This window comes from Fodinibius sp. AD559 (genome assembly GCF_052712805.1).
The window spans coordinates 345,581-361,325 of sequence record NZ_JBQPVW010000001.1 but is presented as its reverse complement, the minus strand read 5'-3'; the positions used below and the strand labels follow the sequence as shown (position 1 = coordinate 361,325).

At 43.4% G+C, this 15,745-nt stretch carries 16 protein-coding genes; 11 read left to right on the top strand and 5 right to left on the bottom strand.

The window, feature by feature from the left end:
* Positions 1 to 17: 17 nt before the first annotated feature.
* A complete protein-coding gene (locus ACQ4LT_RS01725) occupies positions 18 to 1,331 on the bottom strand; it encodes an MATE family efflux transporter (RefSeq protein WP_445664274.1) in 1,314 nt (437 codons plus the stop codon).
* Positions 1,332 to 1,538: 207 nt separating this feature from the next.
* On the opposite strand from ACQ4LT_RS01725, the gene ACQ4LT_RS01720 reads away from it, so the two are divergent.
* The 9 genes from ACQ4LT_RS01720 (at position 1,539) to ACQ4LT_RS01680 (ending at position 7,555) form a co-directional block, all read left to right on the top strand.
* Positions 1,539 to 2,207 (top strand): hypothetical protein, encoded by a 669-nt coding sequence (locus tag ACQ4LT_RS01720; RefSeq protein ID WP_445664273.1) that lies wholly within the window; start codon positions 1,539 to 1,541, stop codon positions 2,205 to 2,207.
* Positions 2,208 to 2,342: 135 nt separating this feature from the next.
* A complete protein-coding gene (locus ACQ4LT_RS01715) occupies positions 2,343 to 2,822 on the top strand; it encodes a hypothetical protein (protein WP_445664272.1) in 480 nt (159 codons plus the stop codon).
* A 6-nt stretch (positions 2,823 to 2,828) separates the two neighbouring features.
* Positions 2,829 to 3,692: a hypothetical protein gene (locus tag ACQ4LT_RS01710; RefSeq protein WP_445664271.1), complete on the top strand. Its 864-nt coding sequence runs from the start codon at positions 2,829 to 2,831 to the stop codon at positions 3,690 to 3,692.
* Positions 3,689 to 4,339 (top strand): 16S rRNA (guanine(966)-N(2))-methyltransferase RsmD, encoded by a 651-nt coding sequence (gene rsmD, locus ACQ4LT_RS01705; protein ID WP_445664270.1) that lies wholly within the window; start codon positions 3,689 to 3,691, stop codon positions 4,337 to 4,339. The genes ACQ4LT_RS01710 and rsmD overlap by 4 nt, the downstream gene beginning before the upstream one ends.
* Positions 4,340 to 4,351: 12 nt before the next feature.
* A complete protein-coding gene (coaD, locus tag ACQ4LT_RS01700; protein WP_445664269.1) occupies positions 4,352 to 4,852 on the top strand; it encodes a pantetheine-phosphate adenylyltransferase in 501 nt (166 codons plus the stop codon).
* 160 nt (positions 4,853 to 5,012) lie between these two features.
* Positions 5,013 to 6,206, top strand: coding sequence for a pyridoxal phosphate-dependent aminotransferase (locus ACQ4LT_RS01695; RefSeq protein WP_445664268.1), 1,194 nt, complete (start codon positions 5,013 to 5,015; stop codon positions 6,204 to 6,206).
* Positions 6,207 to 6,294: 88 nt separating this feature from the next.
* Positions 6,295 to 6,570, top strand: a complete 276-nt coding sequence (locus ACQ4LT_RS01690; protein ID WP_445664267.1) for an FmdB family zinc ribbon protein — start codon at positions 6,295 to 6,297, stop codon at positions 6,568 to 6,570.
* Positions 6,571 to 6,585: 15 nt separating this feature from the next.
* The gene (locus ACQ4LT_RS01685; RefSeq protein ID WP_445664266.1) at positions 6,586 to 7,185 is read left to right on the top strand and encodes a GbsR/MarR family transcriptional regulator; all 600 of its coding nucleotides are present in this window, start codon (positions 6,586 to 6,588) and stop codon (positions 7,183 to 7,185) included.
* Positions 7,178 to 7,555: a YraN family protein gene (locus tag ACQ4LT_RS01680; protein WP_445664265.1), complete on the top strand. Its 378-nt coding sequence runs from the start codon at positions 7,178 to 7,180 to the stop codon at positions 7,553 to 7,555. The genes ACQ4LT_RS01685 and ACQ4LT_RS01680 overlap by 8 nt, the downstream gene beginning before the upstream one ends.
* 9 nt (positions 7,556 to 7,564) lie before the next feature.
* Here the strand turns inward: ACQ4LT_RS01680 and ACQ4LT_RS01675 are convergent, their stop codons facing one another.
* From ACQ4LT_RS01675 to ACQ4LT_RS01665, 3 genes are all read right to left on the bottom strand, one after another.
* On the bottom strand, positions 7,565 to 8,836 hold the full coding sequence (locus ACQ4LT_RS01675; protein WP_445664264.1) for a 1-acyl-sn-glycerol-3-phosphate acyltransferase: 1,272 nt from the start codon (positions 8,834 to 8,836) through the stop codon (positions 7,565 to 7,567).
* Entirely contained in the window at positions 8,829 to 9,755 is a 927-nt protein-coding gene (locus tag ACQ4LT_RS01670) for a bile acid:sodium symporter family protein (protein ID WP_445664263.1), read from the bottom strand. The genes ACQ4LT_RS01675 and ACQ4LT_RS01670 overlap by 8 nt, the downstream gene beginning before the upstream one ends.
* A 106-nt stretch (positions 9,756 to 9,861) precedes the next feature.
* Entirely contained in the window at positions 9,862 to 11,808 is a 1,947-nt protein-coding gene (locus ACQ4LT_RS01665) for a phospholipase D-like domain-containing protein (RefSeq protein WP_445664262.1), read from the bottom strand.
* 78 nt (positions 11,809 to 11,886) lie between these two features.
* Between ACQ4LT_RS01665 and ACQ4LT_RS01660 the strand changes: the two genes are divergently transcribed.
* Positions 11,887 to 12,192 carry an FtsB family cell division protein gene (locus tag ACQ4LT_RS01660; protein ID WP_445664261.1) on the top strand — a complete coding sequence of 102 codons (306 nt, stop codon included), beginning with the start codon at positions 11,887 to 11,889 and terminating at the stop codon, positions 12,190 to 12,192.
* A 110-nt stretch (positions 12,193 to 12,302) separates the two neighbouring features.
* Positions 12,303 to 15,026, top strand: a complete 2,724-nt coding sequence (locus tag ACQ4LT_RS01655) for a putative LPS assembly protein LptD (protein ID WP_445664260.1) — start codon at positions 12,303 to 12,305, stop codon at positions 15,024 to 15,026.
* A gap of 85 nt (positions 15,027 to 15,111) precedes the next feature.
* Here the strand turns inward: ACQ4LT_RS01655 and ACQ4LT_RS01650 are convergent, their stop codons facing one another.
* The gene (locus ACQ4LT_RS01650; RefSeq protein ID WP_445664259.1) at positions 15,112 to 15,705 is read right to left on the bottom strand and encodes a riboflavin synthase; all 594 of its coding nucleotides are present in this window, start codon (positions 15,703 to 15,705) and stop codon (positions 15,112 to 15,114) included.
* Between the last annotated feature and the right edge of the window lie 40 nt (positions 15,706 to 15,745).

Genomic DNA, 15,745 nt, shown 5'->3' with positions numbered 1-15,745 from the left:
AAAAAAACATTAGCAAATTACGCTTTTGATAATATATTTATTTTAAGAATATGCTTGGGAGCAAAATACGTAAGCGTGGCACCGCGAGCTAACATAAAAAGCGTCATTCCCAACCAAAGAGCGTGGTTCCCAAAATAATGAACGCCAATAGCATAGGTCGGCAGAAATACCACAAGGGTGGCAATAATCATCGAGTCTCGCATTGGTCCGGTTGCCGTAGCTCCAATAAAAATACCATCCCAGATATATGAAAAACTGCTCACTACAGGACCTGCAATCGTCCACAGAAAATAAACCATCGCGGTATCGATGACATCCTGCTGGTTGGTAAAAATCCGCAATATTCGCACATCAAAAATAGCATACGTAAGTGAAGCCGCTACGCCAATTCCTATCCCCCAGATAAAGCAGTATTTCACCGCCAACCTTACTCGCTTCTGCTGATTGGAACCGGTATAACGACCGATTAAACTTTCTGCTGCGTAAGCAAATCCATCAATGCCGTAGGAGACAAGCATCCAGAGCTGCAACAGTATAGAATTAGCTGCCAGCACTACATTCCCAAACTCAGCAGATTTTGCCGTAAAAAAAGAAAAGGTAAAAATAAGGCATAGTGTACGGATAAAAATATCGCGATTGACAGAAAAGAAATTTTTGATGGCTTCAAGCTCCAGTAGAAGATCATGTACATAACCACTCAGCCAGCTTCGGTATTTATAGATCAAAAGGCCAACAGCCAATATTATCCCGGCATATCGAGCGATAAGCGTTCCCATCGCAACGCCGTCTACCGTCATGCCCATGCCGTAAACGAACAGCACATCAAGCCCAATATTGAGGCTGTTTAAAAAGATGGTGACAATCATGGGGTATCGAGCGTTCTGCATCCCCAGAAACCAGCCATTAATAGCATACAGCGACAGCGTGGCCGGCGCGGTAAAGATTCGTATCTCAAAATAGATGCGGGTGTATCGCTCAACTTCGGGAGATGCCTCTACAAGCCAAAAACTGAAGTCGGCAATCCATGCTTGTAGCAGCACAATTAAAACCCCAAAGATGATGGCTACCGTTAACGCCCGCGCCAGTGTCATAATGCTTTCGGTCTGATTTTTCTCTCCGAATGCCTGCGCTGTAATTCCGGTCGTACCCATCCGCAGGAACCCAAATCCCCAAAAAATAAAGTTGAAGATCATACTTCCTACAGCAATCGCACCCAGGTAATAGGCTTCTTCGAGATGGCCTACCAGCGCCGTATCAACCGCTCCGAGCAGGGGTACGGATAGGTTACTTATGATATTGGGAATAGCCAGGTTTAGAACTTTCCGGTTCAACGGACTTGCAGAAATTTGTCGTTTAGATTAGCGTATTAATTATGACTACGGGCATTTCAAAATGGCTAAATATAACTTAATCCCAATAGAATTACGACTTTGTAACATTGGCAAATTCTCATTTTAAAATTTTCTCTGAATTAGATTATTTCCGCCAATCAATTGTTTTATTTTGATACCAAAACCAAATAAGATCACTGCAAACCCATGGAAATAAGTTACTGGCAAAGCCGATGGCGGAAAGGTAATACCAGCTGGCACATGGATACGGTTTATCCCCCGCTACCCAACTTGTGGAGCCGCCTCGGCATCAAATCTGATGCACAAGTTCTTGTACCACTCTGTGGTAAATCCCTGGATCTTCTATGGCTTGCAGATCATTGTCATTCTGTTACCGGCGTGGAAATATCCCCAAAAGCCCTGCACCATGTAATGCAACAACACAAAGAATCATTTGTTCAGGATTCCAGTTACGGCTTTACGATTTACCGTTCTGATTCACTGGTATTATGGGAGGGAGACTTCGCAAAATTGCCGGCTGACCAAATTCCCCCGCAGAACCTCATCTACGATAAAGCATCTATTATAGCTTTGCCTGTTGAAAAACGACAACCACATGCAGAAAAAATGATCGAACTCTGTAATACTGGTACCCAAATCTTGATACAAACTTTTGAGTATAATCAAAGTGAGATGAACGGGCCGCCTTTTTCTGTGGATGAACAAGAGCTAAAAAAACTGTTTGGGCACCAGTTTAAACTTACATGTGTACACGAACAATCAAAGCTGAAGGAACTGCAACAATTTAAGCGGCGGGGATTATCTTCTTATCTGACAGAAAAAGTTTTTCACCTAAAACCTTTAAATAGTGGATAAGAACGTACATTAGGCATATAAATCAGTATACGGGAAAATTTCCCAATTTTGACTTGCAGTTGCATATCAGCAAGTCGGCATGTATTTTCAAAGTCATATTTTCAAAAACCACTTTAATTATATACGTATCTGCACATGGATATTGAAAAGCGTAACAGAATATTAAGTATTGTACTGGGAATAATCATTGTTGTATTAGGCTATTGGCTATACCATTCAATTGTTGATCCTTATCAAAAAGTTGTCGAACGCGAACAGATGACTGAGAAAGTACGTCATCGAATGGGACTTGTCCGCGATGCCTTGGTTCAGTACGAGCAAGATAAAGACAACTTTCCTCCCACTGAGGGCGGACTCGATACTCTTGTAAGTTATCTGAAAACCGATTCGCTGATGGTTGCCAATGGGGATTCTCTTTTTGCACCAATAAATCCAAACAAAAGCTACAATCCGGATTCGTTAATATATTCACCCCGTCCACCCCACAAGAAGTTTGAGTATACGCTCAACGATACACTGCGTCCAAATATTTATCTATTAGAAGATCCGGACACCGAAGATCGTATCGGGTCGCTTAAAAACACAACCGAGCTTAATGCTGCCAGTTGGAAATAATGACAAATGGAGGAACAACATCCTTGTTTAGGACTTTGCTTTTTTGAGAATCAGCTTTTTTATGCTGTCAACGATCCAACGAATCCACAAAAGCTGGCGCGCATAGGATGTTACGACTTTAACTTTGATATTACCGAAACGCTGCTTGGAAATTCCGAGCAGCACTTTCGGGGTATCAAACAAACTATTGATCAATTTAAGGAAGAATACGAAATTCGGCATCTGCGTATTCTTTCACTTCCTACCCAAGAATGCTGGACTTCGGTCCCTAAAATCGTTTATGACGATTCCGACGAACGCGAAAAGCATATCAATATTTTGATGAGTGGGGTCGACCGCAAAAACATCCAGCCCACTTGGTATACGTTGAGCAATCAGGATTACAAGTTTCTGTTGTTGCGAAATAACCAATCCCTTAAAGGATTTCAGGAATTAACCGGTAATACCTCTACAACCGACCTGATCAGTGATTTCGAAATTGGATTGCGCTGGGTACAACATGCAAATCCCGGCGGATCGTTTATGACGGTCTGCTGCTACCAAAACTGTATTTCTATAGCTTCATTTATTCTCGGCAAGCTGCGCGGTGCCACCTATATACCCTACGACGAAGTTCAAGATCTTCCCTATCTATGGCTTCAACATACACAACAACTTAACTGGATGGGTGGCCTGCACGAAGAGATTTACGTCTATGGTGAAAATGCCTTTCAAGTTATTGAAATCCTGGAACCTTTTTGGGATGACGCCGGAACCATCACCAAAATGGACACCTTGGAAAAAATACAGATCAAAGCCGACGAACAAACCTATGGCTTCAACCTCGAATCGGCTTTTCCAGCGATCATGTTAGCTCTCGATTACGATTGATAGGTGAATTGATTCGGCAATTATCTCTGTCAGTATTATTTTTTGTACCTTTATACCGAATTAAGGTTTTTCAAAAACAGAATAAGCAGCACATGCGCATTATTACCGGCACGCTAAAAGGCCGACAAATAAATATTCCAAACACGTTAAACGTTCGCCCCACGGCGGCCCGAACCAAAGAAGGACTTTTCTCGATACTCGATGCCCGAAAGTATATCCGCAATGCTAATATTTTGGATCTTTTTGCCGGGTCGGGCAACTTGGGATTTGAAGCTATCTCACGGGGGGCTTCAAAAGTACTATTTGTAGACAGCGACCGCAGGAATATTAAACATATCGAAAGTGTGGGGCGCGAATTTGATGTGAGTGACCAAATAAGGACGGTTACATCGCCGGTAGAAAAATTTCTGGAAGGCATGCCGCTCCCCTACGATATCATCTTTTCTGACCCCCCCTACGATTATGCTTACATGCACAAGATGATTGAAGCCATTACCACCGATGGCTGGCTTGCAGAAGGCGGATGGCTCATCCTGGAGCACGATAAACGACACGATTTTACTGATCACCCGCACTGCGCCTACTACAAAGAATATGGACGCACCCACGTAAGTATTTTTCTTGACCAACCAGGAATTGAATTTTAAAACCTACTATTTATGGAAACGCTGGCCCTGTATCCCGGTTCATTTGACCCTATCACCTACGGGCATCTGGATATTCTTGAACGCGCAACCGAGCTTTTTGATGAAGTCATCATTACCATTGCCGTAAACAATAAGAAAGAAACCGTCTTTTCGGGAGATGAGCGCGAAGCCCTCATCAAAGAGTGCTTAACAGACAAACCATGGGCAGAAAGAGTTGAAATTCAACAGTTTACCGGCTTACTGGTTGATTTTGCCAAAGAACGGGATGCCCAAACGCTGGTGCGGGGCGTTCGACAAGTATCCGATTTTGAATACGAATTCCGCATGGCCCTTACAAATCGGCGGCTGGCGCCCGAGGTTGATACTGTTTTTCTGATGCCCAACGAGCAGCTTACCTTTATCTCGGCCTCACTTGTCAGAGAAATTGCGTATTGGGATGGCGATTTATCCTCCTTTGTACCCAATCACGTGGCACAAGGACTACACGAAAAATTTAAGGATAAAGATAAATAATCCAGATTGATCTGTACCTGGGGATAAATCATCAGGCTATCCCCCCTCCCTGTTAGCACATATAAGATATTCACTTCATAAACACATAGAAATAAAGCCCACTTTTTTCTATTTTCAGTACTTTATGAAACTGATCTCAAGCAACTGATTTGATAGCGTTATGATCTCAAAACGAGCGCAAGCTGTTTCTCCCTCCGAAACCCTGGCCATCTCAGCCAAAGCAAAAGAACTAACGCGTCAAGGTAAGTCTGTGGTCTCGCTAAGTGCCGGCGAACCCGATTTTAAAACGCCCCAACATATTTGCGAAGCCGCTATTAAAGCCATTAATAATGGCTTTCACGGCTATACCATGAATACCGGTACGCCCGAGCTGCGGCAAAGTATTGCTGATAAACTACAGCGCGACAACCAGCTTGATTATGATCCTTCTCAAATTGTGTGTACCAACGGTGCCAAACAGGCGCTGGGCTTTAGCATGCTGGCCATGGTTGACGAAGGTGATGAGGTTATCATTCCCACGCCCTACTGGGTCTCATACCCGCAGATGGTAAACGTAGCGGGCGGTACTCCGGTAACCGTACGCACCTCATTTGAAAACAATTATCGCATGACGCCCGAGCAGCTCGAAGATGCCATCACCGAAAACACCAAAGCCGTAATGCTCTGTTCGCCCTCCAATCCCACGGGCACTTGTTACAGCGCCGATGAACTTAGGGCTTTGGCGGATGTACTGGCTGATTATCCAGAGGTGAATATTATCTCGGACGAAATTTACGAATACATTGTCTTTGAGGATGAGCATGTGAGTATTCTCAACGTCGCACCGGAGCTTAAAGAACGCACGGTACTCATTAACGGATTTTCAAAGGGATTTGCGATGACGGGCTGGCGACTCGGATACCTGGCAGCACCTAAATCATTTGCCGATGCCGTTGCTAAAATTCAGAGCCAGGAAACCTCCGCCCCATCCAGTATTTCACAAAAAGCAGGCGAAGCGGCCTACCGCGGAAATCTCGATGCCGTCCACAATATGCGCGATTCATTTAAAAAACGACGTGATTATATCGTTGATGCGTTATCAAAGATCGACGGACTCAAATGCTTTAAGCCGTCCGGTGCTTTTTATGTATTCCCAGATATCTCTCACTATCTTGGTACCACATCTTCAAATGGAGATACCATTGAATCAAGTACCGATTTATGCATGTACCTGATCCAAGAACACGGACTGGCAGCCGTGCCCGGCGATGCTTTCGGGGAACCCAATGGCACGAGACTTAGTTATGCATCATCAATGGAAGACCTGCAAGAAGCAATCAAACGATTACAAACAGGACTGCAAGATTTAACATAGCGTACTGTAAATTTGTACCAACAAGCGAGTTTGGCACATTTTATGCAATTTTTCACTGCTATTAGAACCAAATATAATATTATCACCTATGCCAACATATAAGTACAAACGCGAAGACGGAACGACCTTTGAAATCAAGCAAAGTATTAAAGACGATGCTCTCGAAGAATGTCCTGAAACCGAACAAAAAGTAAAGCGCGTAATTTCGGGTGGTGGAGGCGTTGTATATAAAGGCGACGGCTTTTATGTTACGGATTACAAAGACAGTGACCGCAAGGAAAAGCGTGCCAAAGAAAAAGAGCAAGCCAACGGAACCTCAAACAGTTCAACCGAGAATACCTCAAAAACTGAAAAAGACAACTAATTCAACCTCAATCGTGTGAATGAATCTCGCTCCCAAACGCATGAAGAAGCTTTAGAGCAATTTATTTTGCTTTGGGGAGAGATGGCCTCGGCCTGGGGCATCAACAAAACAATGGCCCAAATTCACGCCCTGCTGTATGCCGAATCCGATCCACTGGATACTGATGCCATCATGGATCAGCTTGATATCAGCCGCGGCAATGCCAACATGAATCTCCGTAACCTGCTGCAGTGGCAGCTGATCCACAAGGTGCATTTCAAGGGCAATCGCAAGGATTTTTACACCGCCGAGAAGGACGTTTGGAATATCGTTTCTACCATCATCAGGGAGCGGCAGCAGCGTGAGGTAGCGCCCATCCGACAGAACCTGAACAAAACGCTTGACCTTTTTGAAGAGAAAGAATCCCTCTCTGTCGAGGAACAGGATTTCCGGGAACGGATCGAGAAGTTTACCGAGTTTCTGGAGATGTTTGAACGATTCACGGAGGCACTATTGCCTTATATCAACAAGAAGAACCTGAAGTTTCTGAAGCATCTGGTTAAACTGGCGGAAATGAAACACTCCATCACAGGATCAAAACCGGATTCTTCATCATCACCTCAACATCATGAGTAAAAAAACAACACGCGAAATCGGCGATGAAGGTGAAGAGCTGGCCGTCGCCTATCTTGAGTCAAAAGGCTATACCATTCTGGATCGTAACTATCATTTTGAGCGCGCCGAAGTAGATATTGTAGCCTATGATAACGAGACGTGTATCGTGTTTGCTGAAGTCAAAACACGCTCCTCAAACACCTTTGGCGAACCGGAGGAATTTGTGGATGAAGAAAAGATCCAAAACGTCTATAAAGCCGCCGAAGCATGGATTTATGAGCGAAAGATGGACGGCGCCCCGGTACGGTTTGATATCGTTGCAATCCTCCAAAAAAATAACGAAGCTCCCAATATTAAACACTTTGAAAATGCATTTACACAGGGACGATAGCTCATACACTTATTCTTTCTGCTGACTAAATAATTTAGATCGAAAGTTTTTAAGCTTTTCTAACTTTTCAGCAAACTTTTCATTATCCAATAGTGTTGAGCGCTTCTTTTTATTAAACAGTTTAGATACCAACAGATCTTTCCCCCGAACGAACAAGGGAGCAGTTGCCAGACTTCCCAAAACATAGCCACCTATCCATGGTAAGCTGACCCCAGCTAAAAACAGAATAAGCGCTATTAACAAGTAATAGAATGGCAACATTAATCCCACTAAAAATTTTACGGAAGCCTCAAATGCCTCGTCCTCCAAGTAGCTGTTTACCAACCACCGGACAAGCTGATAAGGCAACGCATTGTTTATCATAGAAAAAGTGTAAAAAGGACTTAGCACAATATCCTTCAGGCCAATCGAAATAGGATTTGCCACCTCATGAACAGTAATGTCATGTTGATTGGTTTTTTCCAGCAAAAACTCCGACTCCTCAACCCACTCGCCATTTAGCTGATTGTTAATAGTTTTTGCGCGACGATTTACCAGTGTTGGTTCCAGCAATTCTTTCCGCGCCGGCTCCAGCTCATCCAGCATCAACTGGTATAAAGCGTAGTGTTTCTTATTGGGAATATGCAGGGTTAGGTTTTTTAGACGGACCGCCATCTCCATCTTCAACTGTTGAGAGGCCTCGCGTTCATCATCCTGATACTTATGCTTGTATTGCAAGGCCGGAACCCTCTCTCCAAACGCTATGCGCACAGGGGTCCTCGACTTCCGATGGTTTCCGTAGCTGATGCCAACCGGTACGATCTGCAGATCCAGATCCCAATTATATTTCTCCTCCGCGCCAAAAACAATGCGGGTAAATCCTTTACTAAGGGGACGTATACGCCGCTCCATCACATGGCTCGCCTCAGCAAACACGAGCAGAGCGTCATTTTGGGCAAGACGTTCATAACACTCTTCAAAAATCTGCTCATTGCGCTTTATCGTTCCAAATCCATCTCTTACTCGGTAGACCGGAAGCATGTTCAGTGAATAGAACAACCGATCTAAAATAGGATTGCCAAAAGCCTCGGCGCGGGTTAAAAAATGGACGAAATGCCTGGTATTTGTGACGATATGCAACGCATCCAGAAAAGAATTTTGATGATTCGCCACAAACAACACCGGCTTATCTTCGGGAATATGATGACGGTCCTGAACCGTTATATCCGAATAGAAGAGGTTTAAGGCCGGACGGATAATACCATATCTGAAAAATTGATACCAGAGATAATTCTTACGCATTGCTAAAAACTTGTTGTAAAGCTGATTTTCCTATTGACCAATACCAACCGAGACCCAGTCCCGTAATAATATGCCAAATGCCCCACCACGCGGCAATAAGGGCCATGCCGCCCAATCCTTCAAAAAAGTTAAAAATGAGGAGTAGTCCCAATCCGGAATTTTGGATACCGGTTTCAATGGAAATAGATTTTCGATCTTTCTTGGGCAAATTAAATACGGCTGCCAACGCATACCCGCCCAAGAGGGCAAAAGCGTTGTGAAAAAATACAAGCCCAATTACCAAATGAACGTAGCTCAAGAAATTTTCAAAGTTCATGGCAAAGGCTACAAGCACAAATCCTGCAAAAAAGACAATACCAAATCCCTTAATCCAGCTTGAAATCCGTTTGGCCAGTTTTTCTCGATAATGGCGAACGCTCATTCCCAAAATAAGAGGAAGACCCAAGATTAAGCCGATTATCTTAAAAACTTCCCACAAATTTATATGGATGTCTCTCAATATTATACTTGTGGGCTCATATAAACTGGCCCATAGCGTAAAATTAAAAGGAGTCATAATAATGGCCGAGGTCGTTACAATAGCCGTCATGCTCACCGACAGTGCTGCATTGCCTTTGGCCAGCAACGAAAAGAAGTTGGATACATTACCGCCCGGACAGGCCGCGACCATAAACATCCCCAGAGCCATACTGGGACGCGGTTCAAAAAAGAGCACCAGCAAAAATGTTATCGCCGGCAGTAAGAAAAACTGTGATACAACACCTACTATGGTAGATTTGGGATCTTTAACAACCCGTTTAAAGTCGTTAGCTGACAACTCCAGCGCCACGCCGAACATTATTACAGCCAGCGATATATTCATCACCAGCAGTCCGCCCTCCCCCAAATTCAAGCGCAAGGTATCAATAGATTCATTCATACTTTCATCAAATTGAAATCATGATCTACCATAGTAAAGCAGGTATCTATCCATTCTAAAACGGCCGTTTTAATAAAACAAAATTTTGCACATTTCTCAGTTATTTCTACTCTATAACAATGTTGGGACGCAGCTTATTCATGGTCTTCGGACCAATGCCCCTGATATTTTCCAATTGATCGATATCAGTAAACGGTCCATTACGCTCACGATACTCAATAATTCGCTGAGCATAAGCAGGTCCAATACCGGGCAACAACTTTAATAATGTCGCGTTGGCCGTATTAATATTGATTGGAAAGGCATCAGACAGTTCAGTGTCGCTGCCCGAATCCTCCTCACGAAGAAACTTTTCTCCTACCTTTTCGGGATTTCGCCACATTCCCTCCTTTTTCTGCTTTGCTTGCTCGGCATACCGCTTAAAGGCTTGCACCGAATCGGGATGCTGTGCATAATACTGCTCGTGCTGACCAAATCCCTGCTGCAGCAAGTGTTTGTTTAGGGATATGATTTCGCCCTTCTCTGTTTTTAGCCTCACATATGCCTGGAATGCCCCGTACCCTGCATCCGCACGATCACCCGACGCACCCCGTAACTTCACTTCACCTCCCGATATCAGATTTCGCAGATAATCCGCCGCCTCATTGGCATAATAGTCCGACGAATCCTGTCCTGCATATATTCGGGGTACCTGTACACCCAGAAACTGCACGCCATACTCAAAGCCCGGCAGTACTTCTATCGCAAATTTGTTTCCATCTGAAACCTCCTCAACTGAATACCACTTATCAGGCTCAATAATCGGGGCCGGCACATCAGCCTCTCTCTGTGCACGTCGAATAACACCGCTAAAATCCTGGTAAAATTGATTGGTAATGCGATCAGAATAAATAATAAGCAGGTTCTCATCATTATTTACTTCGGCATTTTTTGAGAAGTTATATGAACCGGCAATTGTTACTCCTTTGTCTAATGGATCCGGATGTTTGGTATCTATCAGCATGACCTTGTGATGCAGTTTTCGCATTTCATTAGCAGGTAAAATCATGCGATTACGTACATTTGCTTCTGGCGATGCCCAGATATCGCCATTATTTTTGTATCTGTAATAAAACATCGGATCTATGACCCCGTTGAGTTCGATATCTCCAGTAGCCGACATCTGCCAAATAGTTCTGCTAAGTGGAATACTCGGTGTAATTGCAAACGCTTGAAATGCCACATCGTGTTGGGCTTCCTCGCGAACCACTTTTACCAACCGATCCATAATACTGGGCTTACTGCCCGATCTATTAATGGGAGAAAAATAGACCTCTACCCTAGTATTATCTACAAAATAGGTGTTCTCACCCACATACGATTTGTCTTTGTGATATTTTGATGCTGCTGGGTTAGGCGTTTCATCGTCATCTCCCCACATCTGCTCAAACTCATGAATATATGCTTTGGCAATTCCGCTGTCCTTAATAATAATGGTATTATTGGTGTTATAGGCTCCGGTATATGTCAGATTTGTTGATCCCGTCCAGACTTTATCATCATGAGGCGTGGGGCTCAGATGATCAATAACCGCAAATTTGTGGTGCATATCAGCACCGGCATTAACCAGATTGTTATCTTCAATATCACCGTCCGACTCATATACATCACCGTCATCATCGATCGAAATGATACCAGCTTCACGAAGCGTTGCCCACATAGCTGAATCAATTTTTCCAGCATCGGTGCGATTATAATTGTCCGTAACCACTCGAACGCGTACGCCTCGCTTTGCCGCCTCTGCCAAGGCTTTGCCGATACGCGGATGCTCCAAATCGTAAATGGCTAAATCCACACTGTAGTTAGCCTCTTTGATAAGCGATTCAAGGGTACCAATTAGATCGGCGTTACTTTTACTCATATTACCGGCTAATGCCATCGAATAGTCAGCGGGCTGATTAAAATATACCTTAATCCACTCTGCCGAACTGGTATCCTGGACAGCTACTTTTGCCTGCAGATGAAATGGCAACAGAAATAAGAATCCGTACAATGGAAAAAGCCTGCCCTTCATTTGGTTGTGTTTGATCTATAAATTGTAGTATTTTCGACCTAATGTTCGCCATTACTCTTGCTTAAAGCAACTTCGCTGATGAATTATCAATTATTAAATCCCTTACGGTGGCGTAAATCTTTTCTCGCTCTTATTCTGGGCGGTATTATTGTAGTATGGTTTACCTTTATCGATACCTATAGCATTTGGGCACGCATCGAACTCAGCCAGCGTAAAGCCGAGCTCAAAGAAAGCAAGGAACAGCTAAAGAATGAAACCGAGGTTCTCAAGCAGAAAATCGAAAACCTCGAAACCGATCCTTTTCTACTGGAACGCATCGCCCGCGAAGAGTATGGCATGAAAAAAGAAGGAGAAACGGTTTATAAAATTAAAGAAGTTGATTAGCTGCGCCTCTCGTAAAACTTCATTTTCTTTTCACTTCTGCCTTATACTATATAAGCTTACATTCTTCTTAACATCCTAACATTGCTTAACGCACTACCGGCATCAATCGCATGAATACATCGTTCAAATATTTTTGCGGATATTGGGGATTGATGCTTTTTCTATTTTTGGGGATGACTCAACCTCTTTGGGGACAAGACACTACGGCAGTTCAGGATAACCTGCAAGAACAATCAATCCCAGAAGGTCAGCCGGGAGCCCAACAAGGACAGCAATCACTCAGCCAACCCGAACAAGAGGGACAGATTAATTTTCAAGCCAGCGATTCGCTGACTTTCGACTTTGAACCAAATCGTATTGCTACCCTTTTTGGTTCGGCTAACGTTGTCCACAGCTCGGGCGAATTAAAAGCTGGTAAAGTGGCTATGAACCTCGATAGCAGCCTGGTAAGTGCCAACACCCAAACACCGCAGGATACGCTCTCACAACCCGTTCTGATCCGCGACGGCGACCGCGTGCGCAGCAACAGGATAGACTTTAACTATAAAACCGAAAAGGGTCGCTTTGAAGTTGCCAGGGTTGATGTGCAGGATGGTAACCTGATCGGTACAAAAGTAAAAAATGAAAGTCCCCATGTAGTATACCTCGAGGATGCTATTTATTCTACCTGTCAGCTCGATCATCCGCACTATTATATCCAAGCCGCTAAAATGAAGGTAGTAGACAAAGAGGAAATTTTCTTTGAGCGGGCCCGGCTATATATTTTGGATATTCCCTATCCACTTATTTTTCCGTTTGGCTATCTACCCGGCAAGTTCGACAAAAAACAATCCGGGCTTTTAGAACCGACCTACGCCTATCAACAGCGACAGAGTCGCGGCATAGGGCTCCAAAACTTCGGATGGTTCCAATATTTTAACGACTACCTTACGGGGCAGGCTTCGGTCGATATTTTTACATCCGGCTCCTATTACTTTAATGCCCAATCAAGCTACCGTATCCGTAATAAACTTAACGGCGGTATTGAAATTGGGTATTCAAAAGAGAACAGCGGACTCGAACCAACTGACCCCGATTTCAGTACCAATGTTCAAAAGTCACTTAGCATTAATCATAGTCAAGATTTTTCTCCCTATGCCAATCTTGATGCAAATATTAACCTGCGAACACAGGATTACTACCAGCGAAACTCCTATGATCCGGATGAGCGCGCGAAAACCAGTACGCGATCTAATCTTAATTACCGGTATCGACATCCCGAAGGGGACTATAATTTCAATGCATCCATTCGGCATAACCAGAACTTTGCCACCAATGTGACTACACTTTCCGGACCTGAAATAACCTTTAATCCCAAACGGTTTACCCCATTTTCGGGTGATCAACAAGCTACCGGAGGAGAGTCGAAATGGTATGAAAGTCTTACCATAAACTATCAGAATAATTTCAGTTCTGACTTTGAGTTTCAACCAACGGCTGGCGATTCTGCAAACGTCAATTGGTTCGAAGCACTGCTTGATCCCCAAAAATACCGTGAAGCCACTGATAGTGGCGACCATTATAACTACGGATTTCGTCAACAGGTTGACCTGCGAATGAATCAACTTGTCCCCAGTCAATATTTAAATGTAAGTGCCGGCGGCGACTACACCGAATATTGGTATCCAACTACGACGCGAAAAACATTCAACTCTGATTCAGTTCGGGTAGAAGAACAACAGGTCCGCGGATTTACCTCAGCCCGGGAATTTAGTACAAACCTAAATTTTAGTACTAAGCTTTATGGATTAATGAATCTCAACATAGGCAACTTCCAGAGTGTCCGACACGTTCTTACTCCCTCTGTTTCTTTAAACTATAGCCCTAATTTTCAAAGTGACTATTGGGGATACTATCGAACGGTGCAAAGCGATACTGCCCAATCAGATGGAACAATTCCTACACAGCAATACTCTATTTTTGAAAACGAGGTATTCAGAGGCCCAACCGGCCGAGAACAACGGACAATAAATTTTAGCCTGAATAATACTTTTGAAGCTAAAAAAGTAGAACGCGATTCCACCGGCGAAAAAAAGGAAACCATCATTAGCCTAATTGACCAGTTAAGTCTTAGTTCGGGCTATAACTTTGCGGCCGATAGCCTAAAACTTAGCAACTTAAATACCAGTCTAAGAGCTAAAATATTACCGGGATTAAATATCCGTGCTAATGCTAACTTTAATTTTTATAATCGCAATAAGCAGGGCGCCCGTATTGATGACTTCTTGATTAAAACAGACAACAAACCATTTGAACTTACATCCTTTTCCACCAGCACCAGTTATTCGGTAAAGTGGGGTGAAGGCGGTTTTCAAGCAAATGACAAACCGCACTATCCTAAGCAATATAATCCGCTAAACCAGAGTATTTTCCATCCGGTAGATCCACATTTTAACAGACAACCCGTGCGGGGTTTTAATTCTCCCCTCTCTTTTTCTATTGATTTCAGCTATCGATGGAATTTGAATCCTACCCCCAACACGGATAACAATAAATCAGCTACTATAAATGCTCGAAATATCAATCTAAAACTTACTCCAAAATGGGATTTCCGTACCCAGCTTGGATATGATTTTGTGGCTAAAGAATTATCGACTTCTCAATTTTCACTGAATCGAAACCTACACTGCTGGGATCTGTCGTTTACGATGAATCCTTTTGGCGATAACCAATACTACTTCTTTTCGTTGCGCGTAAATGCGGGACAACTGCAAAGTATATTCCAAAAGCTACCCGGGCTTAACAATCTCGAACGTTCCTCCAGCAATAGCGGTAGTCGACCACGCGGGTTTTAGATACAAAAATCCCTCCCTTTCGTTGAAATAACTCTAAGAAAAGATATTGTTATTTTGTCGGACTGGCCGTCCGACCTACATATCCTTATCCATCTCTATTTTCTAAGTACTTCACTACATATTTGCCCAATACATCAAACTCCAAGTTCACCGTATCACCTACTTCTTTTGCATTGAGATTGGTATGCTTATAGGTATAGGGAATAATAGCCACACTAAAGGTATTACCCTCTTCATTGGCCACCGTCAGACTAATCCCATCAATAGCAATACTTCCACGCCCCACAATTAAGTTACTGTGCTCTTGGGGATATTCAACGGTAAATAGCCAATCCGTACCTTCCTGTTCTATATCCTGGATCGTACCCGTTGCATCTACGTGCCCCTGCACAATATGTCCGTCAAGCAGTTGATCAGGTCGAAGTGACCGCTCAAGGTTAACCGGGTCTTCTTTTTGCAAACCACCAATATTCGTTTTGCGAAGCGTCTCTGCTACACTTTGTACCGTAAAAGTCTGTTCATCACACGCCGTAGCCGTATGACACACACCATTAATACTGATACTCTGATCAACACTTACTTCATCAGCAAAATCACTGGCAATAGTAATTTCTTTACCATCTTCAACTGATGTGATTTTTTGAATCCGACCAACAGATTTAATAATTCCTGTAAACACGTTTCTTATTTTTTTTATTTGACTGTTACCAACCCTAACA

Bases quoted from the DNA above. Each gene is read 5' to 3' on its own strand.
- ACQ4LT_RS01720 (WP_445664273.1), top strand. From the start codon at position 1,539: ATGGAAATAAGTTACTGGCAAAGCCGATGGCGGAAAGGTAATACCAGC.
- ACQ4LT_RS01715 (WP_445664272.1), top strand. From the start codon at position 2,343: ATGGATATTGAAAAGCGTAACAGAATATTAAGTATTGTACTGGGAATA.
- ACQ4LT_RS01710 (WP_445664271.1), top strand. From the start codon at position 2,829: ATGGAGGAACAACATCCTTGTTTAGGACTTTGCTTTTTTGAGAATCAG.
- coaD (WP_445664269.1), top strand. From the start codon at position 4,352: ATGGAAACGCTGGCCCTGTATCCCGGTTCATTTGACCCTATCACCTAC.
- ACQ4LT_RS01695 (WP_445664268.1), top strand. From the start codon at position 5,013: ATGATCTCAAAACGAGCGCAAGCTGTTTCTCCCTCCGAAACCCTGGCC.
- ACQ4LT_RS01690 (WP_445664267.1), top strand. From the start codon at position 6,295: ATGCCAACATATAAGTACAAACGCGAAGACGGAACGACCTTTGAAATC.
- ACQ4LT_RS01680 (WP_445664265.1), top strand. From the start codon at position 7,178: ATGAGTAAAAAAACAACACGCGAAATCGGCGATGAAGGTGAAGAGCTG.
- ACQ4LT_RS01675 (WP_445664264.1), bottom strand. From the start codon at position 8,836: ATGCGTAAGAATTATCTCTGGTATCAATTTTTCAGATATGGTATTATC.
- ACQ4LT_RS01670 (WP_445664263.1), bottom strand. From the start codon at position 9,755: ATGAATGAATCTATTGATACCTTGCGCTTGAATTTGGGGGAGGGCGGA.
- ACQ4LT_RS01665 (WP_445664262.1), bottom strand. From the start codon at position 11,808: ATGAAGGGCAGGCTTTTTCCATTGTACGGATTCTTATTTCTGTTGCCA.
- ACQ4LT_RS01660 (WP_445664261.1), top strand. From the start codon at position 11,887: ATGAATTATCAATTATTAAATCCCTTACGGTGGCGTAAATCTTTTCTC.
- ACQ4LT_RS01655 (WP_445664260.1), top strand. From the start codon at position 12,303: ATGAATACATCGTTCAAATATTTTTGCGGATATTGGGGATTGATGCTT.